Source organism: Streptomyces sp. NPDC053048 (assembly GCF_044547045.1).
GTDB lineage: Bacteria > Actinomycetota > Actinomycetes > Streptomycetales > Streptomycetaceae > Streptomyces.
The window spans coordinates 1-20,120 of record NZ_JBITZS010000002.1; the positions used below are offsets into that span (position 1 = coordinate 1).

The following is a 20,120-nucleotide window of genomic DNA, read 5'->3' on the forward strand; positions in this document are numbered from 1 at the left end:
GCGCCGCGTCTCGATCGACGGCGCCGTGCGACCCCGCAATTGTTAGCAACGGAAAAACCCGCTGGCAAAGGTCCGACCTACGGCAGAACGCCGTATTCAACGTCACGGAAGCCCATTCACATCTTTATTTTCGGCCTGCGGTCACCACTGCCCTCTTTCGTATGTGATCCACGCCCCATGAGCGGCCTCACAGCCGGCCCCCTCGTCTCTCACCCGGCGTGACCGCTCGTACGCCCTCATGCCGCGTACTGCTCCGCGTCACCGAACCGCGCCAGCACCAGGGCGCCCGTGATCGAGACGGCGAAGCCCGCGACGGCCAGTGGCCCGAGCCCGTGCCGCGTCGTGTCGCCGAGCCAGAGGACCCCGTACGCGGCGGGCCAGACCGTCTCGCCGATCACCATCGCCCCTGTCGCCGCGGTCACCGCTCCGGAGCGCAGCGCCTCGATCAGCAGGAGGTAGCCGCCGATGCCGCAGACGACCACGGCGTAGGCCGACGGCGCGACGAGCAGCGGGCGCACGGCGAGGTCCGGCAGCAGGCGCACCGCGACGGCGACCACGCCGAAGCTCAGGCCCGCGATCCCGCCGAGCACGGCCGCTCGCCCTCGGCGCACGAGCCGGCTCGCCGCCCACCCGAGCAGGACGAGCGCGAGTGAGGCACCGAGGATCACCAGGCGCATAAGGGTGTCACCGGCGCCCGTGCCCTCGTGTCCGGCGGCGAGGGCCAGCAGGGCCAGGCCGCAGCACACCGCGGCGACGGCGCCCCACTCCACCGGTCGCAGCCGGATCCCGAGCACGGCGGCCGCGACGACGGCCGTGACCGCCAGGGACGAGGCGAGGGCCGCCTCCACGACGAACAGCGGCACCGAGCGCAGCGCCACCAGCTCGGCCAGGAAGCCCAGCGTGTCCAGGGCGATGCCGGCCAGGAACGGCCACCGGCGCAGGGTCAGCAGCAGCGTGGATCCGCCCGTGGCCGACGTGTCGGCGTCGGCCGCCGTGCGGGCTCCCATGGCCTGCAGCACCGTCGCCACGCCCATGCACGCCGCGGCACAGAACGCCATCACCACGCCGAAGACCATGCACGCACCGTAAGGGCCGGGGCGGCGGTGGCCGCCCCGGCGCGCTCAGCCAGTCGTCCGATCCGCCTCGCCCGCCGCCTGGCGCGGCAGCGCGCCTTCGGCGAGGCCGGGCCGGCGGTCCGGGCGGACGCATTCGATCATGTAGTCGCCGGTTTCGGGGTCGGTGGTGACGCCGTGGGTCTCGCTGCGGAAGCCTGGGAAGGCGCGGTCGAAGGACTCCAGGGCGCCGAGGTAGCGCAGCAGCGGTCCGTCGGGGGCGCCGGTGGACTCGCCGGGCATGAGGACGGGGATTCCGGGCGGTGTGACGGTGACCATGGCCGCGGCCACCCGGCCGGGCGCGTCGGCGAGCCGGACGCGTTCGGTGCCGCCGCGGATGAGCTGCTGGTAGCACCACTGGGGCGGGGTGACCGGCTCGGGCAGTTCATGGAAGGCCCGGTCCAGCAGGGTGACCAGGTCGGTCCGGCGCAGGTGGTCGTGCATGGACCGGCACAGTTCGCGCAGGGTAATGCCGTCGTAGCGCAGCGGGTGCTGCGCGAGGAGGCCGGGCAGGACGCGGTCGAGGGGCGCGTCGGAGTCGTGGAGGGCCTTGAAGTCCATCAGGGCGTCGAGGAGGGTCCCCCATTTGCCCTTGGTGATGCCCATGGAGAAGAGGATGAGGGTCGTGTAGGTGTCGGTCTTCTCCACCACGATGTTCCGGGTCGCCAGGTAGGCGGTGAGGATCCGGGCGGGGATGCCCTCGTCGGCCCAGCGGCCGGTGGCGTCGATCCCGGGGCAGGTGAGCGTGACCTTGACCGGGTCGAGCAGTGCGTAGTCCTCGCCGAGCCCGGGGAAGCCGTGCCAGTCGGCGCCGGGTTCCAGCCGCCAGCAGGAGGGCTGCGAGCGCAGCAGGTCGGCGGGGGCGTCGGCGAAGGTGTGCTGCTGCCCGGTGGCCGGGTCGGTGACCGTCTCCGGCTGCCAGACGCCGAAGAACCAGGCGGGCCGGTCCCCGGCGACCGCGATGCGCCGGCCGGTGCGGACCACGGCCTGGCGGAAGCGGATGGCCTCGGTGACCGCCTCGTCGACGAGCCAGTGTCCTTGCGGTCCGTCCATCATTCCGGCGGCCACGTCGAGGGAGGCGATGGCGGGGTAGAGCGGTGAGGTGGTGCCGTGCATCATGAACGCCTCGTTGAACCGCTCGTGCTCCACGGGGGCCCTGGGCGAGGGTTTGACGTGCACCATCGCGCTCTGGCTCAGTGCGGCCAGGAGTTTGTGCGTGGACTGGGTCGCGAAGACGGTGGGGCGTTCGGGGCCGCCGAAGGTGTCGGGTCCGACGGACATGCCGTAGCGCCCGGCGTACAGGGGATGGAAGCGCGCGTAGGCGAACCAGGCCTCGTCGAAGTGGAGGCGCGGTGTGCTGGGGGCGAGTTCCCGTGCCACCCGTACGGCGTCGTAACACAGCCCGTCGTAGGTGGAGTTGGTGACGACCGCGTACTCGGCACGGGGCGACACGGCGCCCTGTGCCAGCGGGTTGCGGGCGATGCGGTCGGCGACGGCCGTCGCGCCGATCCCGGCCGGGGGCAACGGTCCGGCGAGCCCGTAGCCGTTGCGGGTGGGCACCAGGTAGACGGGGCGGGCGCCGGAGAGCACCAGACCGTGCAGGACGGACTTGTGGCAGTTGCGGTCGATCAGGGCGATCTCGTCGTGGGAGACACAGTAGTGGCCGACCATGCGGTCGGCGGTGGAGTTGCCGTGCAGGACGAAGTAGGTGCGGTCGGCGCCGAAGACGCGGGCGGCGTTGCGCTCGGCGTCCCCGATGGGGCCGGTGTGTTCGAAGAGGGAGCCGAGTTCCTCGACCGAGATGGACAGGTCGCTGCGGAAGAGCCGCTCGCCGTAGTAGTCGAAGAAGGCGCGTCCGGCCGAGGACTTCAGGAAGGCGACGCCTCCGGCGTGGGCCGGGGTGTGCCATGAGTACTCGTGGGCGTCGTCGAAGCGCCGCAGTGCCTTGAAGAACGGCGGGAGGACGGCCTCCTGGTAGGCGCGGGCGGCGCCGGCGATGCGCCCGGCGATGAACGCCGGGGTGTCCTCCAGCGGCCAGATATAGCCGACGACCGTCTCCGACACCCACAGCGGGAGGTGGTCGAGGTCCTCGTCGGCCTCGTCGGTCATGACGAGGAGGACGGGCAGGTTCTTGAAGCGCCGGCCGATCTGGCGCAGTACGGTGGCGCCGCCCGGCTCGTCCTTGCCGTTCCCGCCGTTCTTGGCGTTCCCGCCGTTCTCGCCGGGGGCCAGTTCCCAGGCCACGACCGCAGCGGCGAGGCCGGCCTCGGTGCGCAGCACCGCCCGTGCGTCGGTCGCGGTGCGGGCCCAGCGCACTTCCAGGCCCTGTTCCTCCACGGCCTTGCGGATCCTGCGCAGTTGCTCGGTCCCCGAATCCGGCCCGAGCGGGTCTTCCGGCAGTGCGAACAGTACGGTGCCGCCGGCCATGTCGTCCCCCTGTTGTCGCGATGATCAGGTTGTCGCGGTTCAGTCTCACGAGGGGCGAACGGCCCGGTGCCCGGTGGACGGTCGGACCACTCGCCCGGGGGCAGGAGGCCGGGGAAACTCGAGCGTGTGCTCGACGGGACCACTCCGGGGGCCGGACGGGGTTCAGGAGCCCTGCGGTTCGCCCGGGTGCTCGTAGCGGTCCGGTGGCGGAAGGCCCTGGCGCCAGGAGGCACACAGGGCGGCGGCCCGCGCCCGTTCCTCGGCCAGGTCCGCCGGCAGGGGCTGGTGCAGGGCGCGCAGGAGATCGAAGCGGTGCAGGTCGAACGCGGTGCGTACGGCCTCGCCGTAGGCCACGGCCGCCTGGACGGCCCCGTGGTAGGCGAGGGCCGCGACGGCCGACGGCACCAGGGCCAGGGCCGCCCACCAGCCGGTGCCCCACAGCATGACGGCGGCGACCAGCGCGGTGACGCCGCCGGTCACGCTCAGCCGCACCGAGGCGTCGAGCGAGTCCCGGGCGTCGTCGACGAGCGCCCCGCGACAGCCGCGTGGCGACGGCGCCCGCCCGCTGTCACGCCCCCGCCCTCGTGATGCCCGCTTGTCTCCGGCACGCCCAGGGAGCCTAGTGGTGCGGGGGCGCCCGCCGTGGGGGCTTGCGGAACGCGCATGCCTCGGCCCCCGGGAGGAGTCCCGGGGGCCGAGGCGGAAGGCTGGTGCCGACTGGGCTGGATCAGTTCTGGATCAGATCAGTAGGCGGAGTTGACGTTGTCCATGGAGCCGTACTTGTCGGCCGCGTAGTTGCAGGACGCGGTGATGTTGGCGACCGGGTCGTAGATGTCCCAGGACGTGCCCTCGACGTGATACGCCTTGAAGGTCGGGTCGATGATCTGCAGCAGACCCTTCGACGGAACACCGTTCACGGCGTTGACGTCCCAGTCGTTGATCGCACGCGGGTTACCGGTCGACTCACGCATGATGTTGCGCTTGATGCCCTCGTACGAAGCCGGAATGCCCTTCGACTTCAGGACGTCCAGCGACTCCTTGATCCAGCCGTCCAGATTGTCCGCGTAGGCCTTCTTCGCCGGAGCAGCCGGCTTCGCAGCAGGCTTGGCGGCGGGCTTGGCGGCGGCGGGCTTGAGGGCCTGACGCTCGGTGGAACGGCTCGCACGCTCGGCATCGGCCTTCGCCTTCGCCTCGGTCTCGGCCTTCGCCACAGCGGCAACCTTGCCCTTGGCAGCAGCCTGGGCCTGCTCAGCAGCCGCATCCACGGCCTTCGCCAGCTCACCGGCCTGCGTCTCACCGAACTCGTTCACACTCTGCGCCACCGGCTTCACAGCCACCGAGTGCGCATCAGCGGCAGAAGCCTGCGGCACGACGGCGAACGTGAGAGCGGCAGCACCGGCCGCGGTCACCAGAGCAGCGGCGGAGAACTTGTGAGCCTTGGGCAGACGGGTATAACCGGAGATGGTGGAGCGCATGAAGAGCTGAACCTTCCAATCGCGAGAGTCGCAGTGGCCGTCCTCGGCGCAAAAGAAGAGCGCCGCGTCTCGATCGACGGCGCCGTGCGACCCCGCAATTGTTAGCAACGGAAAAACCCGCTGGCAAAGGTGCGACCTACGGCAGAACGCCGTATTCAAGAACACCCCGCACCCGAAAATCTCCGAATTCGGCACCCAGCCCTTCACTAATCACTTTCGTATGTGATCCACGCCCCATGAGCGGCCTCACAATCCGGCACCCGCCGAGGCTTGACCGCAAGACGCAACGTCTCGTATCGTTTCTCATCTCGACGGCACGACCGACTTCTCAGGGGGAACACATGCAGCACTTCATCGACGCGGCGCCCGGCATCCGTCTCTGGGTGGAGGAGCGCGGGTCCGCCGACGCCCCGCCGCTGCTGCTGATCATGGGCGCGCAGGCCTCGGGCATGGGCTGGCCGGACGAGCTGGTGGACGCGCTCGCCGAGCACCACCGCGTGATCCGGTACGACCACCGGGACACCGGCCGCTCCACCTGGTCGTTCGACAGCGCGCCCTATCGCGTCACCGACCTCGCGCGGGACGCCGTCGCGGTTCTGGACGGCCTGGGCATCGAGCGCGCCCACGTCGTCGGCCTCTCACTGGGCGGCATGCTGGCCCAGTTGCTGATCGCCGACCACCCCGAGCGGCTGCTGAGCGCCACCCTGATGGGAACGTGCGCGCTCAGCACTGCCCCGTACACCCACCCCGACGGGACGGTGACGCCGGTCGGCGAGCTGCCCGGCATCGCTCCCGAGGTGCTGGAGATGTGGGCGCGGCCGGTCGAGGACCACGGGCTGGAGGCCGAGCTGGACCGACGGGTCGAGCACTGGAGGGTGCTGGGCGGCGGTCGACTGCCGTTCGACGCCGAGTACTTCCGCGCCCTCGAGCGGAGGATCGTCGAGCACACCGGCCACTACTCCGTCAGCACGGCGCACGGCAGTGCCGACCCCTCGGGCATGCTCCGCACCGACGAGCTGGCGACGACGGGCGTTCCCACGCTCGTCGTCTCCGCCCCCGCCGAACCGGTCTTCCCGCCGCCGCACCCCCAGCACCTCGCGCAGGCGGTCCGCGGGGCCCGCGTCGTCGAGGTCGCCGGGATGGGCCACGCGCTGCCGCGTGAGGTGCACGCGCCGCTGGCCGCCGCGATCCTGGAGCACACGGCCGGCCGGGTCACGGCCTGAGAGCCGACCGGCCCGTTCTACCACCCGAGCCCCGGGCCCAGCCCGGGGCCGGACGGGTCGGGGGCCTCGTCGGGGTCGGTGACCCAGCCCGCCGCCAGCACCAGGCCGGAGGCCCGGTGCACGGCCAGGAAGCCGAACGGCCGGTCGAAGCAGGCGCCCACCTGCTTCGACCGCCGCTGCGGCACTCCGGCCGCCGCCAGCGCGAACGCGGTCACGGCCGCCGCCTCGAACCCCTTGGCGGAGAACCCCGCGGTCATGCTCTGCCGCCCCGAGGAGATCGCCAGCGGCACGGTGCTGATGCCGGGAAAGTGGCCTTGGGAACCGTCCACGGCCGTCAGCAGCCCGAACAGACCGGCGTTCTGGAGCAGATCGTGTTCGGCGCGCACCGTGAAGGCCGGCGTGGCGACGTTGAGCTTCGGCCGCTCGTCCCAGCCGATGACGTCGGCGACGGTGAGCCCCGGGCCGGGCGTCCCGTAGTCCAGTGCCGAGCCGGGCAGCGTCGCGTGGTCGCCGTCGAGGACGGCCACGCCGGCCTCGAGCACCTTGCCGCCCGGGACACCCTCGTCGCCGAGCAGCAGATGGACGTCCAGGCCGTTGTCCCCGCGGACCTCGGCGAGGGTGAGCGGGCCGGCCGGGGTGTGCGGGGCCAGCCGCACCTGGTCGAGCTCGCCGGTGGAGCGGAAGAGCCCGCCCAGGCGCCGGCCCTCCCACGCGCCGTGCCGGGGCATGAGCCAGCCCTCGTTGAACGGCGTCGTCCACGTGGTCCGGATCAGCAGCGCCCCGGCCAGGACGAGCATGAGGTCGGGCCTGAGCGGCACGGGCATCGTCGTGATGCGCCCCTGCGTGTGGCGTGCCGCCCACGCGTCCAGCTCGGCGCGGTCCCGCTCGGCGTCGCCGGTCAGCGTGCCGTGCACCCCGTCCGGCAGCCAGGATCGCCACACCGGCCGGACGGGCAGCTCCGCGCGGGTCCACAGACCGGTGGCGGCGTCGACTCCGTCCATCGCCTGCAGCGCCTCGATCACCTGGCGGCCCAGGGCGGTGGCGCTGTGGGCGTCGGCTATGCCCAGGGCCCCGTGCAGCTCGCCGCGCGCCGGGCCGTGGGCACCGCCCGCCAGCAGCGCGAGCAGCGGCCAGACCCCGGCCGCCGAGAAGACGGTGCCCTGGCCGGGCCGGTCGCCCTCGCGAACGGCGATGCGCGCCCAGTCCGCGGTCAACGCGTTGACGGAACGCACCGTTTCTGTGGCTTTGCTCTGCATGTCTCGGCTCCCCGTGGTCCAGCGATGTGCCACGGCAGCCTAGGGCGTGTCCGGGTCCGTCGCCCGCGCGGGGCCCTCAACCCCCGTAGATGGCCTCCGACTCGCCCCCGCGCACGCAGGCCTCCCGCACAACCCCGGCCGCGCCGTTGCCACCTGGGGCCGTGGCCGGGCCCCGGACATGGTTGACGGGTGAAGCAACGCAGGGTGTTCCCGTACGGGATCGACGGGCCGCCGCAACTGGCGGCTCTCTTGGCGGGGGCGGGGCTGACGGCCCTGGTGGCGGTGGCGGCGCTGCTGGTCGAGGCCCCGTCGGCCGCTCTCCTCGGTTCCACCGTCGTCACGGCGGTCCTCGCGGGCTGCGCCGCGGGTTACGCGCACACCACGCTCCGGGGGAAGTTCGTCGTCTGGCGCGAACTGGCCGAAGGGCTCGCGCTGCGCGGTGACGAGTACGTCCTGGACCTGGGCTGCGGCAGCGGCGCCGTCGTGCTGCTCGTCGGCCGTCGTCTGACGACCGGGCGCGCCGTGGGAGTCGACCTGTGGCGGCTGCGGGACCAGTGGCGGAGCGACCCGGGCGCGCTGCGCGAGAATGCCCTCGCCGAGGGGCTGCGCGAGCGCGTGGAGCTGCTGACCGCCGACATGACGGCGCTGCCCTTCGCCGACGCCCGCTTCGACATCGTGGTGACCAGCATGGCCGTGCACAATCTTCGTCCTCGCGGGCGGCGGCGCGCCGCACTGGCGGAGGCGGTGCGGGTGCTGCGGCCGGGCGGCCGGCTGGTCATGGTCGACATCTGGGTGCGGGGCCGTACGGCGACGCTGGCGGAGCTCGGCATGCGCTCTGTCGAGCGCCGCAACCTGGGACCGCGCATGTGGTGGTGCGGGCCGTTCGTGCGTACCGCGCTCGTCACCGCGGTGAAGCCGTAGGAGACGTCCGCCCGGCGGACAGCGGGGCACAAGTGATGAAATGCCGCTGAATCGCCATGATATGGCGATATTCTCGCCGCGTCAGCCATCGGTCAGCAGGGAGACGCCATGCAGAAGATCACGACCTTTCTGTGGTTCGACGACCAGGCCGAGGAAGCGGTGCGCCAGTACCTCTCGATCTTCGACGACTCCCGGACCGTGTTGACGCGGTACGGCGAGGCGGGGCCCGGCAGGCCCGGCACGGTCATGACCATCACCTTCGAACTCGCCGGGCAGCAGTTCATCGCCCTCAACGGCGGCCCGCACTTCACCTTCAACGAGGCCGTCTCGCTGTCGGTCGACTGCGGGACGCAGGAGGAGGTGGACGAGCTGTGGGCCCGGCTCGGCGAGGGCGGCGAGGAGGGCCAGTGCGGCTGGGTGAAGGACCGGTTCGGCCTGTGGTGGCAGGTCAACCCCAGGAAGCTGTCCGAGCTGCTGGCCGATCCCGACCCGGTCAAGGCGGAGCGGGTCATGAAGGCCATGCTCCAGATGAAGAAGATCGACATTCAGGCGCTCGTGGACGCCTACGAAGGCTGAAGGCTGAAGGCCGGCCCGGGGCGCGGGCCGCCCCACTCCCGCCGCTCCCTACTCCCGCCGCTCCCTGCGCGCGTACCGGTGCCGCGCCCAGGCGGGCAGGCCGAACCAGCACAGCACGAACCACACGCTCAGCCCCGCCACCAGCCAGGGCACCGCGGAGTTGCGCAGGGCGATGCGCAGGATGAGCAGGAGCGCCGAGACGATCGTCGCCAGGAGCAGGACGACCCCGACGATGGTCAGCCGCGAGGCCCAGGTGACCGTCTCGGGCTTGAGGCGGTGGCCGGTGACCAGGCGGTGGAAGGACACCGGGCCGATGAGGGCGCCCATGGTGGCGGCGCCGAGCACGACCGTGACGACGTAGATGTTCCTGTCCGTCGTCGGCAGGTCGAAGAACTTCGGGGTGAAGACCACGGTCATCAGGAAGCCGAAGAGGATCTGCACGCCCGTCTGGGCGACGCGCACCTCCTGCAGCAGCTCGCCCCAGCGCCGGTCCGCCCGTTCCTCGGGTGATTCGTGACGCCCCACGCGCCGTTCCGCCGCCCGTTCCCCCTCGTGCTCCGGGCCCTGCCCCCGCCGCCCGCCGGGCGGGTCCGCTGCGCCGCCGTCGTGTGCTCCGTTCCGCGGCATGCCGGTCCATCCCTTCGTACGCTCAACGGTGCCCCCTGCGGGCGGGGGACGCATCCGGAGAGGCCCACAGGGTGGCGCGTACGGTTCGCGCGGCGGAAGGGCGCGGGGTAGACATGGGGTATGGCCCGTCGCTGGTTCGCCGGTCGGCGCCGAGGTGGCCGGGGTGAGCGGCGACAGTGGCGCCGCGGTTCAGGGGTGCCGTGGGCCCGGCGCCTGCGGTCGGTGGCACACCGCAGCCTCGCCGGACAGATGTTCGTACTGCAGGTGCTCATCGTGCTGCTGCTCGTCGTGGCCGCCGTGACGGCCCTGCTGCTGCAGTCTCGGAGCGACCGGTTCCAGGCGGCGCGCGACCGCTCGCTCGCGGCCGCCGAGTCCTTCGCCCACTCCCCCGGCCTGGTGCAGACCATGCGCGGCCCCGATCCGTCGGCGGTGCTCCAGCCGCTGGCCGAGGCCGCCCGCAGGGAGAGCAAGGTCGACTTCATCGTCGTGATGAACCGCGACGGCATCCGCTACACCCACCCGGCCCCGGAGGAGATCGGCCGGAAGTTCGTCGGCACCATCGAGCCGTCGCTGTCCGGCCATGTCACCGTCGAGGACGTCAGCGGCCCGCTCGGCGAGGAGCTGCAGGTCGTGGTCCCGGTGACGGACAACGGGCGGGTCGTGGGCATGGTCTCCTCCGGCCTGAAGGTCAGCTCGGTGAGCAGCGCGGTGGACCGGCAGCTTCCGGTCGTTCTGGGCGCCGGTGCCGCCGCACTGGCGCTGGCGACGGGCAGCACGGCGCTGGTCACCAGGCGGTTGCGGCGGCAGACGCACGGGCTCGGCCCGATCGAGATGACCCGGATGTACGAGCACCACGACGCGGTCCTGCACGCGGTGCGCGAGGGTGTGGTCATCGTCAGCGGCGACGGCCGGGTCCTGCTCGTCAACGACGAGGCGCGCCGGCTGCTGGACCTGCCCGCGGACGTGGAGGGGCGCCCCGTCAACGCGCTGGGCCTCGCCCCGCAGATGGCCGAGCTGCTGGAGTCCCGGCGGGTGGCCACCGACGAGGTGGTGCCCGTCGGGGAGCTGCTGCTGGCGGTCAACCAGCGGCCGACGGACCGCCGGGGCGGGCCGCCGGGCAGCGTGGCCACGCTGCGCGACTCCACCGAACTGCGCGCGCTGGCGGGCCGGGCCGAGGTCGCGCGCGGCCGGCTGCGGCTGCTGTACGACGCGAGCGTGAGCATCGGCACGACCCTCGACGTCCAGCGCACCGCCGACGAGCTGGCCGAGGTCGCCTCGCCCCGCTTCGCCGACTACGTCTCCGTCGACCTGGCCGAGCCCGTGCTGCGCGGCGAGGAACCCCGGACGGCCGTGGGCAGCGAGGCGCCGGAGCTGCGCCGGGTGGCGTTCAGCGGTGTGCGCGACGACCACCCCCTGTACCGGGCGGGCGAGGTGCACCGCTTCGCGTCGTCCACCCCGCAGGCCAAGGGCTTCGTCAGCGGGCACGCCGTGCTCGTGCCCGATCTGCGGGTCTCGGCCGGCTGGCGCACCCAGGATCCCCAGCGCACGCAGGCGATCCTGGACTACGGGTTCCGCTCGCTGATCACCGTTCCCCTCAAGGCGCGCGGCGTCCTGATGGGGATCGTCAATTTCTGGCGGACGCAGGACAGCGAGCCGTTCGAGGAGGACGACCTGTCCCTGGCGGAGGAGCTGACGGCCCGTGCGGCGGTGTGCATCGACAACGCCCGCCGCTTCACGCGCGAGCACGCCATGGCCGTGACACTGCAGCACAGCCTGCTGCCGAGGGGCGTGCCCGAGCAGAACGCCCTCGACATCGCCTACCGCTATCTCCCCGCGCAGGCCGGGGTGGGCGGCGACTGGTTCGACGTCATCCCGCTGCCCGGCGCCCGGGTGGCCCTGGTGGTGGGCGACGTCGTCGGGCACGGGCTGCACGCGGCCGCGACGATGGGCCGGCTGCGCACGGCCGTGCAGAACTTCTCCTCCCTCGACCTGCCACCGGACGAGCTCCTGGGGCACCTGGACGAGCTGGTCGGCCGCATCGACCAGGAGACGGGGGCGGAGGGGGAGGCCGCCATCGCGGGTGCCACCTGCCTGTACGCGGTCTACGACCCGTCCGACGGGACGTGCGCGCTCGCGCGGGCCGGCCATCCGCTGCCGGCGCTCGTCCATCCGGACGGCGTCGTGGAGTTCCCCGAGCTGCCCGCCGGCCCGCCGCTCGGGCTGGGCGGGCTGCCGTTCGAGGCGGTGGAGCTGCGGCTGCCCGAGGGCAGCAGCCTGGCCCTGTACACCGACGGTCTCATCGAGGACCGCCAGCGGGACATCGACGTCGGCCTGGAGATCCTCTCCCGCACGCTTGCGCATCCGGGCCGGTCGCCGCAGGAGACCTGCGACGCGGTGCTCGACGCCCTGATGCCGGCCCGCCAGACCGACGACATCGCCCTGGTCATCGCCCGTACCCGCATCCTGGAGACCGAGCGGGTCGCCACCTGGGAGCTGCCCTCCGACCCGGCGGTCGTGGCCGGCGCGCGCGCCGACGTCACCCGCCAGCTGACACGGTGGGGCCTGGAGGAGGCGGTGTTCACCACCGAGCTGATCCTCAGCGAGCTGATCACCAACGCCATCCGCCACGCCTCCGGCCCGATCCGGGTGCGCCTGCTGCGCGACCGCGCCCTGATCTGCGAGGTCTCCGACACCAGCAGCACCTCTCCGCACCTGCGCTACGCGGCCGCCGAGGACGAGGGCGGCCGGGGCCTGTTCCTCGTCGCCCAGCTGGCCGAGCGCTGGGGCACCCGCTACATCCCCGGCGGCAAGGTCATCTGGGCCGAGCAGCAGATGCCCGGCACCGACGACCGGCCAGGTGTTTCCGTCTCCCTGGACGACTGGCCGGAGCTCTAGGGCGCACTCGGCCCCGACCGGTGCGGGGCCTTCTTCCGGCGTGCTGTATCGCCGTCCAGCCGGTGCTCGGGGCGACGATCCGCGATTACCTTTCCGGACCGACGGCCCGACGGACCGACGGGCCCGATGCCCCGCGAAAGGTCACCGAATGACCCAGGCACCGCACCGACCCGAGACCCGGAGAACGTCCATCTCCCCTCCCCCGCAAGGAACTTCTCTCTTCGTCAACGGGCACTTCCCCGGCCGCAGGGCCCTGATCGTCGGGCTGGGCGCGTTGTTCGGGTTCGCGCTGACGGTGGTGTGGTCGGCGGAGTTCGTCGACCGGACCATCGGGGGCAACGTCGCCGACACCCTGCTCGGCCACGAGGCGCGCGAGACACCCATCACCGGGGCGCTGGGCGGCATAGCGTTCGCCCTGGCCACCGGCGTGGCAGGCACGTTCACCGCCTGCAACGTGGCCGCCTTCAGCGCCATCGCCCCGCTGGCGGGCGGCGTACCGGGCCGGCGGGGGCGGATGGCCCGCATGCTGAAGCCGCTCGGCCTGCTGGCCGCCGGAGCGGTCGCGGTGTCGGCGGCCTACGGCGTGGTCGTCGCGGCGGTCGGCACCCGCATGCCCCAGTTCCAGGCGAGCACCGCCGGGGCGGGCGGGATCTCCCCGCGGCTCATCCAGTCCATGGTGGTCTTCGGCTGCATCGGCCTGGTCATGGCCTGGCTCGGCCTCGCCTCGCTGGGTCTGGTGCGCGATCCCCTCGCGCGGCTCGCACGACGCTTCCCCGGCGCCCCCATGGTCGTCATGGGCGTACTGATCGGCTCGTTCCTCGTCGGACGCCCCTACCCGCTGTTCCGCCAGTTGTTCCGCGACGCGGCGGAGAGCCACAACGTCCTCTACGGCGCCGCCGCGTTCAGCCTCCAGGCGCTCGGCAACATCCTGATCATGGCCGTGCTGTTCCTGCTCGTCGCGGGCCTGGCGGGCGACAGGCTGCACGGCTGGTTCGCCGCCAGACCCAGCCGTGCCTCGGCCGTGACGGCGGCGGCGTTCATCGCGGCGGGCGTGTTCATGGTCCTGTACTGGGACGTCCGGATCCTGGCCCGCCGCGATCTCATCTGGTACCCGCTGGCGCCCTGGGCCTGACGCCCCGCCACCACCGCACCGGGTTCCTCCTGACCGGCCGGCCCGTGCCCCGCGCACGGGTCGTGCCTTCGGTGCGCCCGCCGCCGCGCCTGCCGGGGAGAGCGGCCACGGCGTTCCATACTGCCAACACCGATCACTTACCGGGCCCGGAGGCAGTGGTCAGGAGGACCCTCCCGTCATGATCAACACATCGTTCGGGGCGCACGCGACCCGCCGCGGCATGCTGTACGCGCTCGCAGGCGCGGGCGGCCTCATGGCGGGCGGCGGCACGCTCGGCAGACCCGCGGCGGCGGCCGGGCGGGGCGTCCCCGCGACGGCCGATCTGCGGCCCGATCCGGAGAAGGCGCGGGAGATCCGCGCGGAATTCCTCCACGCCTGGGAGGGGTACAAGCGGTACGCCTGGGGCCACGACGAGGTGCTGCCGGTCTCCGGGCGCCACCGCGAGTTCTTCGCCAAGGGGCACCCGGTGGGCCTGTCGATCGTCGAGGCGCTCGACACCCACCACCTGATGGGCCTCGACGACGAGGCCGACCGGTGCGTCCGGTGGATCGTCGACCACCTGGACTTCGACATCGACGCCGACTTCCAGGTCTTCGAGACCACCATCCGCCTCGTCGGCGGCCTGCTCTCGGGCTATCTCGCCACCGGCAGGCGGAGCCTGCTCGACCTGTGCGTGGACCTGACGGACCGGCTGCTGCCCGCCTTCACCAAGTCGCCCACCGACATGCCCTTCCGGTACGTCAACCTGCGCACCGGCCGGGTGTCGGGCAGCATCCTCCCGGTGGCCGAGATCGGCACCAGCATCCTCGAGTTCGGCGTCCTGTCCGAGCTCACCGGTGACCCCCGGTACCAGCGGGCCGCCAAGCGCGCCCTGCGCGCGCTGGTGCGGCGGCGCTCGGCGCTGGACCTGCTCGCCACCCGCATGGACGTGGAGACCGGCAGATGGGCCGACCGGCGGTCCAGCGCGGTCGACCCGCCGGTGGACTCGTTCTACGAGTACCTGTGGGGCGCCTGGATGATGTTCGACGACGAGGAGTGCCACGACTGGTTCCGGATGTTCGCCGACGCGCTGCGCCGGCACCAGGCCGAGCGCGTCGACGGGTTGCTGTGGTTCAAGCACGTCGACTTCGGCACCGGCGCGGTGATCAGCCGCCGGCAGTCCTCGCTGGCCGTGGCCATCCTGCCCGTCGGCGGGGACAACGACCTGGCGGCCGACTACTACCGGTCGTGGACGGCCGTGCTCGACAAGTACGCCGTCATCCCCGAGCAGATCGACTACACGCGCCTGGAGGCCGTCCGCCCCGGGAACGAGCTGCGTCCCGAGTACGCCAACTGCGCCTTCCAGCTGTACTGGCAGACCGGCGAGTCCTACTACCGGACCACGGCCTGGCGGTACTTCCAGAACCTCAGGAAGCACCACCGCGTCCCCGGCGGCTACACGGTCGTCACCGATGTCACCCGCCGGTCCATGCCCAAGGGCGACCACTGCCCCGCCTACGTCTTCGCCGAGAACTTCAAATGGCTCTACCTCACCTTCGCCGGCGCCCCGCGCTTCGACTACGCCCACGGCTACCTCAGCACCGAGGGCAAGGTCCTGCGCGGCATGCGCCGCGCATGAACGCGCCGCGCACGAACGCGCCGCGCTATCACCCGAAAGCTGTATTTCATACCCTTGTGGGCGGCCTCAGAATGGACGTACCGCCCGTGTCCCGCCCGTCCGCCGCCCCGACGTCCGGAGAGCCCTCCCCCATGGCCGCGTCCGAAGCCCCCGTACGCCCTGTCGCGGGCCCGCGCGGCCTGCCGCTGCTCGGCAACCTCCCCGCCTTCGGCAGGGATCCGCTGGGGTTCTTCACCCGGCTGCGCGACGACTACGGGGACTTCGTGACCTGGTCGCTCGGCCCGCTGCGCAGCGTCTTCGTCTCCCGCCCCGACCACATCGCCGAACTCCTGGGGGCGGTCGAGCACGGCTACGAGCCCCTGCGGATCGGCTGGGGCCTCAAGCAGCTCGTCGGCGACAGTGTCCTGCTCAGCACGGGCGAGGACTGGCGCCGCAAGCGGGCCCTGGTCCAGCCGACCGTCCGCCCCCGCCATGTGCGTACCTACGCGGCCACTATGGTCGACTGCTCGGTGACGCTGGCCGACGGCTGGCGGGACGGCCAACGCGTCGACGTCCGCCACGAGATGACCCGGCTCACCCAGCGCATCGTGGTCCGCACGCTCTTCGGCAACGACCTCGAGGGCGAGGGCGGCCGCCTCGGCGACGCGATGACCGTGATCCAGCACGAGCTGGGGACCGAGCTGCGGGGCGTCAACCTGTTCCTGCCGTCCTGGGTGCGCACCCCCTCGCGGCGGCGGATGCTCGCCGCCGTCGAGGTGGTCGACGCCGAGGTGGAGCGGCTGATCGACGCGCGGCGCGCCGCCGGCACCGACAGCGCGGCGGACCGGGACGACCTGCTGAGCCGACTGCTGGCCGCCCGGGACGAGAGCGGCCGAGCCCTGACGCCCCGTGAGGTGCGGGACGAGGCGGTGACGTTGTGGGCCGCCGGCCACGAGACCACCTCCACGGCCCTGACCTGGATCTGGCTGCTGCTCTCCACGTCGCCGGCCGCCCGGTCCCGGCTCGCCGAGGAGCTGGACCGCGTGCTCGGCGGACGGCCCCCGGTGTACGAGGACTACGAGCGACTGCCGTGGACCCGGCAGGTCGTCAAGGAGGCGCTGCGCCTCTACCCGCCGGCGTGGCTGATCCCCGCCGTGGCCGGCAAGGGCGCCGCTCTCGCCGGCGTGCCGCTGCGGGCGGGGACGGTCGTGTGGTGCAGCCAGTGGTCCGCGCACCGCGACCCCCGCTGGTTCCCGGGCCCCACCGAGTTCCGGCCCGAGCGCTGGGACGCCGACGCGCCCGACGCCGTGCCCGACCACGCCTGGTTCCCCTTCGGCGGGGGCCAGCGCACCTGCCTGGGCGCGCGCTTCGCCCTCGTCGAGGCGGCCCTGGTCCTGGCCACCCTGGCCCAGCGCTTCCGTCTCGAGACCGACCCGCACGACGGCAGACCCTCGGTGGGTCTGCTCCTGCAGCCCGCGGTGCCCCTGCGGGCCACGCTGCACGCCCGGTAGACCCGGCGGGATCCGGGGCGCGCGGGAGGGAGCGAACCCGACGAGCACTCCACGCGGCTGTGGGATGTGTGCCACGCGTCTGTGGGATGTGTGACAGCTGCCGCCGGGAGTCCGGTCGGCACGGGGGGAAATGTTGACGGGGGGCCATCGCGTGACCGATACGACCATCAGGCCTGCGGGCGTTCCGGCCGGCGAGGAGGAGACCGCCGCCGGACTGACACCCTTTCTCGACGCCCTGCGGGTGCCGCGGGTGATCCGGCCCTGTGCCGACGAGGCGCTCGAGGGCATCGGCATCGACCTGACCACGACATGGGTCCGGCTGCACTCGCAGTTGCCGCCGACCCGCGTGTGGGCCTACGCCGGGCAGTTTCCCGGCCCGACCATCGACGTCCGCCGGGGGCGCCGGCTGCGGATCGGCTGGCACAACGGGCTGACGGGCCGTCACCCGGTGACGGCCGTCGAGGCCGTGCCCGTGCCGGGCGCGCCCTCGCCCTCCGAGGTGCCGGGGCGCAGTGGCGCCCGGCCGCTGGAGGAGGTGGCGGCGCTGCCGCCGTGGACGGTGACGCATGTGCACGGCGCGCCCACCGGCGGCGGCAACGACGGCTGGTCGGAGAACGGCGTCTCGCCGGGCGACAGCCAGCTGTGCGAGTACCCCAACGACCACCGCGCGGTGGCCTGGTGGTACCACGACCACGCCATGGACATCACCCGCTGGAACGTCTTCGCGGGCCTGGCCGGGATGTACCTGGTACGGGACGACGAGGAGGGCGCGCTGCGGCTTCCCGACGGGGAGCACGAGATCCCGCTGATCGTCCAGGACCGCAATCTCGACCAGGACGACGGCGGCCGGCTCTCCGGCCGGCTGCTCCACAAGACGGTCGTCACCGGCCAGGACGCCCAGGGCAGGAACGTCACCCGGGCCTTCTCCGGCCCGTACACGCTCGTCAACGGCGTGATCTGGCCCCATCTGGACGTGGCGGCGCGCTGGTACCGGTTCCGGCTGCTGAACGCGGCCAACGCCCGGACGTTCCGCTTCCGGCTGGTGGACGACGCGAGCGGGGAGCCGGTGCGCGGCGCGGTGTGGCAGATCGGCACGGACGGCGGGCTGCTGCCGCGGCCCGTGCCGCTGGACGAGCCGCTGCCGGTGGCCCCTGCCGAGCGCGTGGACCTGCTGATGGACTTCCGTGCGCTGCGCGGGCGCCGGCTGCGGCTGGTCAACGCCGCGGCCGGGGTGCCGTATCCGCAGGTGATGCAGTTCCGGGTGGACGAGGCACAGGCGCACGACCCGTTCGTGCTGCCGGAGGTGATCTCGGCGTCCTTCCGGCGCATCACCCATGGGAACGCGCCGCGCCACGGGAACCGTCTGATCGCCCTCACCCCGCCGGGCACCGCGGGCGACAGCCACCCGGGGATGTGGGAGATGCACCCGGTGGAGCCGGGCTCGGTGACGGTGCCGGGCGAGGGGGTGATCCAGCTCAGGGGCGTGGACGGCGCGGTGCGCACGTACCGCAGGGGCGCCCGGTCCTTCGACGAGACGCTCGGCTTCATGGTCGCCCACGACGCGTGGGAGCAGTGGAGCTTCCTCAACCTGGGCGGGCCCACGCACCCGATGCACATCCACCTCATCGACTTCCAGGTGCTCGGCAGGCTCCGTTACCCGGCCGCCCCGGACGGCTCCTTCGACACGGCGCTGGGCGGTACGCGTTCGCCGCTGGAGTACGGCGGCGAGGTGCCGGTGTCGGACAGCGACGCGGGCTGGAAGGACGTGATCCAGGTGCCGGCCGGGCAGATGGTCGATGTCATCGGCCGGTTCCACGGCGCGAAGGGCCGGTTCATGTACCACTGCCATGTGCTGGAGCACGAGGACATGGGGATGATGCGGCCGTTCGTGGTGATGCCGGGTGAGGTGCTGGCGTTCCACCACGGCAGCGGCGGAGGCCACCACGGCGGTCACGCGCACTGACGGGCACACCGGGGCGCGCGGCCCGTTGCCACCGATCGGCGCAACACATCCGGCGGCGGTGGCGGCGGGGCGTGAGGCTTGCAGGGAGTCGCACCGGAGGTGGGCCTTGCCCGGACCGTGCCCCAGAGGCGTTCTGCCGCGGATATCCCTCGCCGCCGCCCTCACCGCCGCCCTGATACCCCTGCTGGCTCCGGCGCCCGAGCGGGCGCCGGAGCGGCCCGTGACGGAGCCCGTCGCCGAGGCGCTGCGCGGGCCGGTGCGGAAGCGGGCTCCGGGGCAGGCGTTCCGGCATCCCGGCGTGCTGCTCACCCGGGCGCAGCTCGACCGTGTGCGGGCCCGCGTCGCCCGTGGCGCGGAGCCGTGGAAGTCGGCGTTCGAGACGATGCGGTCCAGCCGGTACGGGTCGCTGGACTACACCCCGGCGCCGGTCGCCGTCGTGCGGTGCCCGCCCGGATCCCGGCCCGGCCACGGGTGTGTGGAGGAGCGCCGGGACGCCATCGCCGCGTATACGCACGCGCTGCTGTGGTACGTCACCCGTGACCGCGCGCACGCCCGGAAGGCCGTCGAGATCATGGACGCCTGGTCGGCCGTGGTGGAGGAGCACACCGAGGGCAACGCGCCCCTGCAGGCGGCGTGGGCCGGGAGTTCCTGGGCACGGGCCGCGGAGATCATGCGGTACACCTACGACGACTGGCCGCGCGGCCGGGTGCGGCGCACGGCCGCGATGCTGCGCACCGCCTATCTGCCGCTGACCGAGGCCGGCGCCCCCGATCACAACGGCAACTGGGACCTGGCCATGGCGGACGCCACGATGGGCATCGCGGTGTTCCTCGACGACGAGGACGCGTTCGCCACGGCTGTCCGCCGGTTCCGGGACCGCGTCCCGGCCTACTTCTACCTGGACTCGGACGGGCGGCTGCCGGAGCGTCCGCCGGGCAGTCGCATCAGGAACCGGGCGGACATCACGCGGTACTGGTTCGGCCAGGAGACGTTCGTCGACGGCATCGCCCAGGAGACCTGCCGCAACTTCACCCACGTCGGCTATGGCATCGCGGCCACCGCGCACATCGCGGAGACCGCCTGGCACCAGGGTGTCGACCTCTACGACGAGGCCGGTGAACGGCTGCGCGCGGCACTGGCCTTCCATGCCCGCTACCAGCTGGGCGACCCCGTGCCGTCCTGGCTGTGCGACGGAAGCGTCAAGCCGGCGATGGGCCCGGACACCGAGGTCGTCCTCAATCACCTGCGCAACCGGCGGGGCATCAGGATCCCGGACGCCGAGCAGGTCGCCCGGGAGGGGCGGTACCGGGGGACGGACAACCTCTTCGTGGCCTGGGAGGCCCTCACCCACGCGAACAACCCCGGCTGAGGGAACCTCCGGCCGGGGTTGTTCGCGTCGGTTTCG

Annotated in this window: 15 protein-coding genes; 9 read left to right on the plus strand and 6 right to left on the minus strand. The window is 72.7% G+C overall.

Annotated features, from left to right (window positions below):
• Window positions 1-236 precede the first annotated feature (236 nt).
• The 4 genes from ACIG36_RS05215 to ACIG36_RS05230 form a co-directional block, all read right to left on the minus strand.
• Complete coding sequence (locus ACIG36_RS05215; RefSeq protein ID WP_399922247.1) at window positions 237-1,076, minus strand: hypothetical protein; 840 nt, start codon at window positions 1,074-1,076, stop codon at window positions 237-239.
• Window positions 1,077-1,121: 45 nt separating this feature from the next.
• Window positions 1,122-3,539 (minus strand): Orn/Lys/Arg decarboxylase N-terminal domain-containing protein, encoded by a 2,418-nt coding sequence (locus ACIG36_RS05220; RefSeq protein ID WP_399922250.1) that lies wholly within the window; start codon window positions 3,537-3,539, stop codon window positions 1,122-1,124.
• Window positions 3,540-3,701: 162 nt separating this feature from the next.
• On the minus strand, window positions 3,702-4,019 hold the full coding sequence (locus ACIG36_RS05225) for a hypothetical protein (protein ID WP_399922253.1): 318 nt from the start codon (window positions 4,017-4,019) through the stop codon (window positions 3,702-3,704).
• A gap of 263 nt (window positions 4,020-4,282) precedes the next feature.
• Window positions 4,283-5,014: a transglycosylase SLT domain-containing protein gene (locus ACIG36_RS05230; protein WP_399922256.1), complete on the minus strand. Its 732-nt coding sequence runs from the start codon at window positions 5,012-5,014 to the stop codon at window positions 4,283-4,285.
• A gap of 341 nt (window positions 5,015-5,355) precedes the next feature.
• Between ACIG36_RS05230 and ACIG36_RS05235 the strand changes: the two genes are divergently transcribed.
• Window positions 5,356-6,237 carry an alpha/beta fold hydrolase gene (locus ACIG36_RS05235; protein WP_399922259.1) on the plus strand — a complete coding sequence of 294 codons (882 nt, stop codon included), beginning with the start codon at window positions 5,356-5,358 and terminating at the stop codon, window positions 6,235-6,237.
• 17 nt (window positions 6,238-6,254) lie between these two features.
• Here the strand turns inward: ACIG36_RS05235 and ACIG36_RS05240 are convergent, their stop codons facing one another.
• Window positions 6,255-7,493, minus strand: a complete 1,239-nt coding sequence (locus ACIG36_RS05240) for a serpin family protein (protein WP_399922262.1) — start codon at window positions 7,491-7,493, stop codon at window positions 6,255-6,257.
• 189 nt (window positions 7,494-7,682) lie between these two features.
• Here ACIG36_RS05240 and ACIG36_RS05245 point away from each other — a divergent pair, with 189 nt between their 5' ends.
• A complete protein-coding gene (locus ACIG36_RS05245; protein WP_399922265.1) occupies window positions 7,683-8,414 on the plus strand; it encodes a class I SAM-dependent methyltransferase in 732 nt (243 codons plus the stop codon).
• A 108-nt stretch (window positions 8,415-8,522) separates the two neighbouring features.
• The gene (locus ACIG36_RS05250; protein WP_399922268.1) at window positions 8,523-8,990 is read left to right on the plus strand and encodes a VOC family protein; all 468 of its coding nucleotides are present in this window, start codon (window positions 8,523-8,525) and stop codon (window positions 8,988-8,990) included.
• A 48-nt stretch (window positions 8,991-9,038) separates the two neighbouring features.
• On the opposite strand, the gene ACIG36_RS05255 is transcribed toward ACIG36_RS05250, so the two are convergent.
• A complete protein-coding gene (locus tag ACIG36_RS05255) occupies window positions 9,039-9,617 on the minus strand; it encodes a DUF6328 family protein (protein WP_399922270.1) in 579 nt (192 codons plus the stop codon).
• Window positions 9,618-9,866: 249 nt separating this feature from the next.
• On the opposite strand from ACIG36_RS05255, the gene ACIG36_RS05260 reads away from it, so the two are divergent.
• The 6 genes from ACIG36_RS05260 (at window position 9,867) to ACIG36_RS05285 (ending at window position 20,084) form a co-directional block, all read left to right on the plus strand.
• Entirely contained in the window at window positions 9,867-12,512 is a 2,646-nt protein-coding gene (locus ACIG36_RS05260) for a SpoIIE family protein phosphatase (RefSeq protein ID WP_399923932.1), read from the plus strand.
• Between the two features lie 148 nt (window positions 12,513-12,660).
• Window positions 12,661-13,644, plus strand: coding sequence for a hypothetical protein (locus tag ACIG36_RS05265; RefSeq protein WP_399922273.1), 984 nt, complete (start codon window positions 12,661-12,663; stop codon window positions 13,642-13,644).
• Between the two features lie 178 nt (window positions 13,645-13,822).
• Window positions 13,823-15,262, plus strand: coding sequence for a glycoside hydrolase family 47 protein (locus ACIG36_RS05270; RefSeq protein ID WP_399922276.1), 1,440 nt, complete (start codon window positions 13,823-13,825; stop codon window positions 15,260-15,262).
• 131 nt (window positions 15,263-15,393) lie between these two features.
• Window positions 15,394-16,752, plus strand: a complete 1,359-nt coding sequence (locus ACIG36_RS05275; RefSeq protein ID WP_399922279.1) for a cytochrome P450 — start codon at window positions 15,394-15,396, stop codon at window positions 16,750-16,752.
• A 151-nt stretch (window positions 16,753-16,903) separates the two neighbouring features.
• Window positions 16,904-18,715 (plus strand): O-aminophenol oxidase PhsA, encoded by a 1,812-nt coding sequence (gene phsA / locus ACIG36_RS05280; RefSeq protein ID WP_399922282.1) that lies wholly within the window; start codon window positions 16,904-16,906, stop codon window positions 18,713-18,715.
• 106 nt (window positions 18,716-18,821) lie between these two features.
• Window positions 18,822-20,084 carry an alginate lyase family protein gene (locus ACIG36_RS05285; protein ID WP_399922285.1) on the plus strand — a complete coding sequence of 421 codons (1,263 nt, stop codon included), beginning with the start codon at window positions 18,822-18,824 and terminating at the stop codon, window positions 20,082-20,084.
• Window positions 20,085-20,120 lie beyond the last annotated feature (36 nt).

What these genes read in the sequence shown, in the direction of transcription:
- ACIG36_RS05275 (WP_399922279.1), top strand. Translation starts at nt 15,394, where the DNA reads ATGGCCGCGTCCGAAGCCCCCGTACGCCCTGTCGCGGGCCCGCGCGGC.
- ACIG36_RS05260 (WP_399923932.1), top strand. Translation starts at nt 9,867, where the DNA reads ATGTTCGTACTGCAGGTGCTCATCGTGCTGCTGCTCGTCGTGGCCGCC.
- ACIG36_RS05220 (WP_399922250.1), bottom strand. Translation starts at nt 3,539, where the DNA reads ATGGCCGGCGGCACCGTACTGTTCGCACTGCCGGAAGACCCGCTCGGG.
- ACIG36_RS05230 (WP_399922256.1), bottom strand. Translation starts at nt 5,014, where the DNA reads ATGCGCTCCACCATCTCCGGTTATACCCGTCTGCCCAAGGCTCACAAG.
- ACIG36_RS05250 (WP_399922268.1), top strand. Translation starts at nt 8,523, where the DNA reads ATGCAGAAGATCACGACCTTTCTGTGGTTCGACGACCAGGCCGAGGAA.
- ACIG36_RS05215 (WP_399922247.1), bottom strand. Translation starts at nt 1,076, where the DNA reads ATGGTCTTCGGCGTGGTGATGGCGTTCTGTGCCGCGGCGTGCATGGGC.
- ACIG36_RS05270 (WP_399922276.1), top strand. Translation starts at nt 13,823, where the DNA reads ATGATCAACACATCGTTCGGGGCGCACGCGACCCGCCGCGGCATGCTG.
- ACIG36_RS05265 (WP_399922273.1), top strand. Translation starts at nt 12,661, where the DNA reads ATGACCCAGGCACCGCACCGACCCGAGACCCGGAGAACGTCCATCTCC.
- ACIG36_RS05240 (WP_399922262.1), bottom strand. Translation starts at nt 7,493, where the DNA reads ATGCAGAGCAAAGCCACAGAAACGGTGCGTTCCGTCAACGCGTTGACC.
- ACIG36_RS05255 (WP_399922270.1), bottom strand. Translation starts at nt 9,617, where the DNA reads ATGCCGCGGAACGGAGCACACGACGGCGGCGCAGCGGACCCGCCCGGC.
- ACIG36_RS05235 (WP_399922259.1), top strand. Translation starts at nt 5,356, where the DNA reads ATGCAGCACTTCATCGACGCGGCGCCCGGCATCCGTCTCTGGGTGGAG.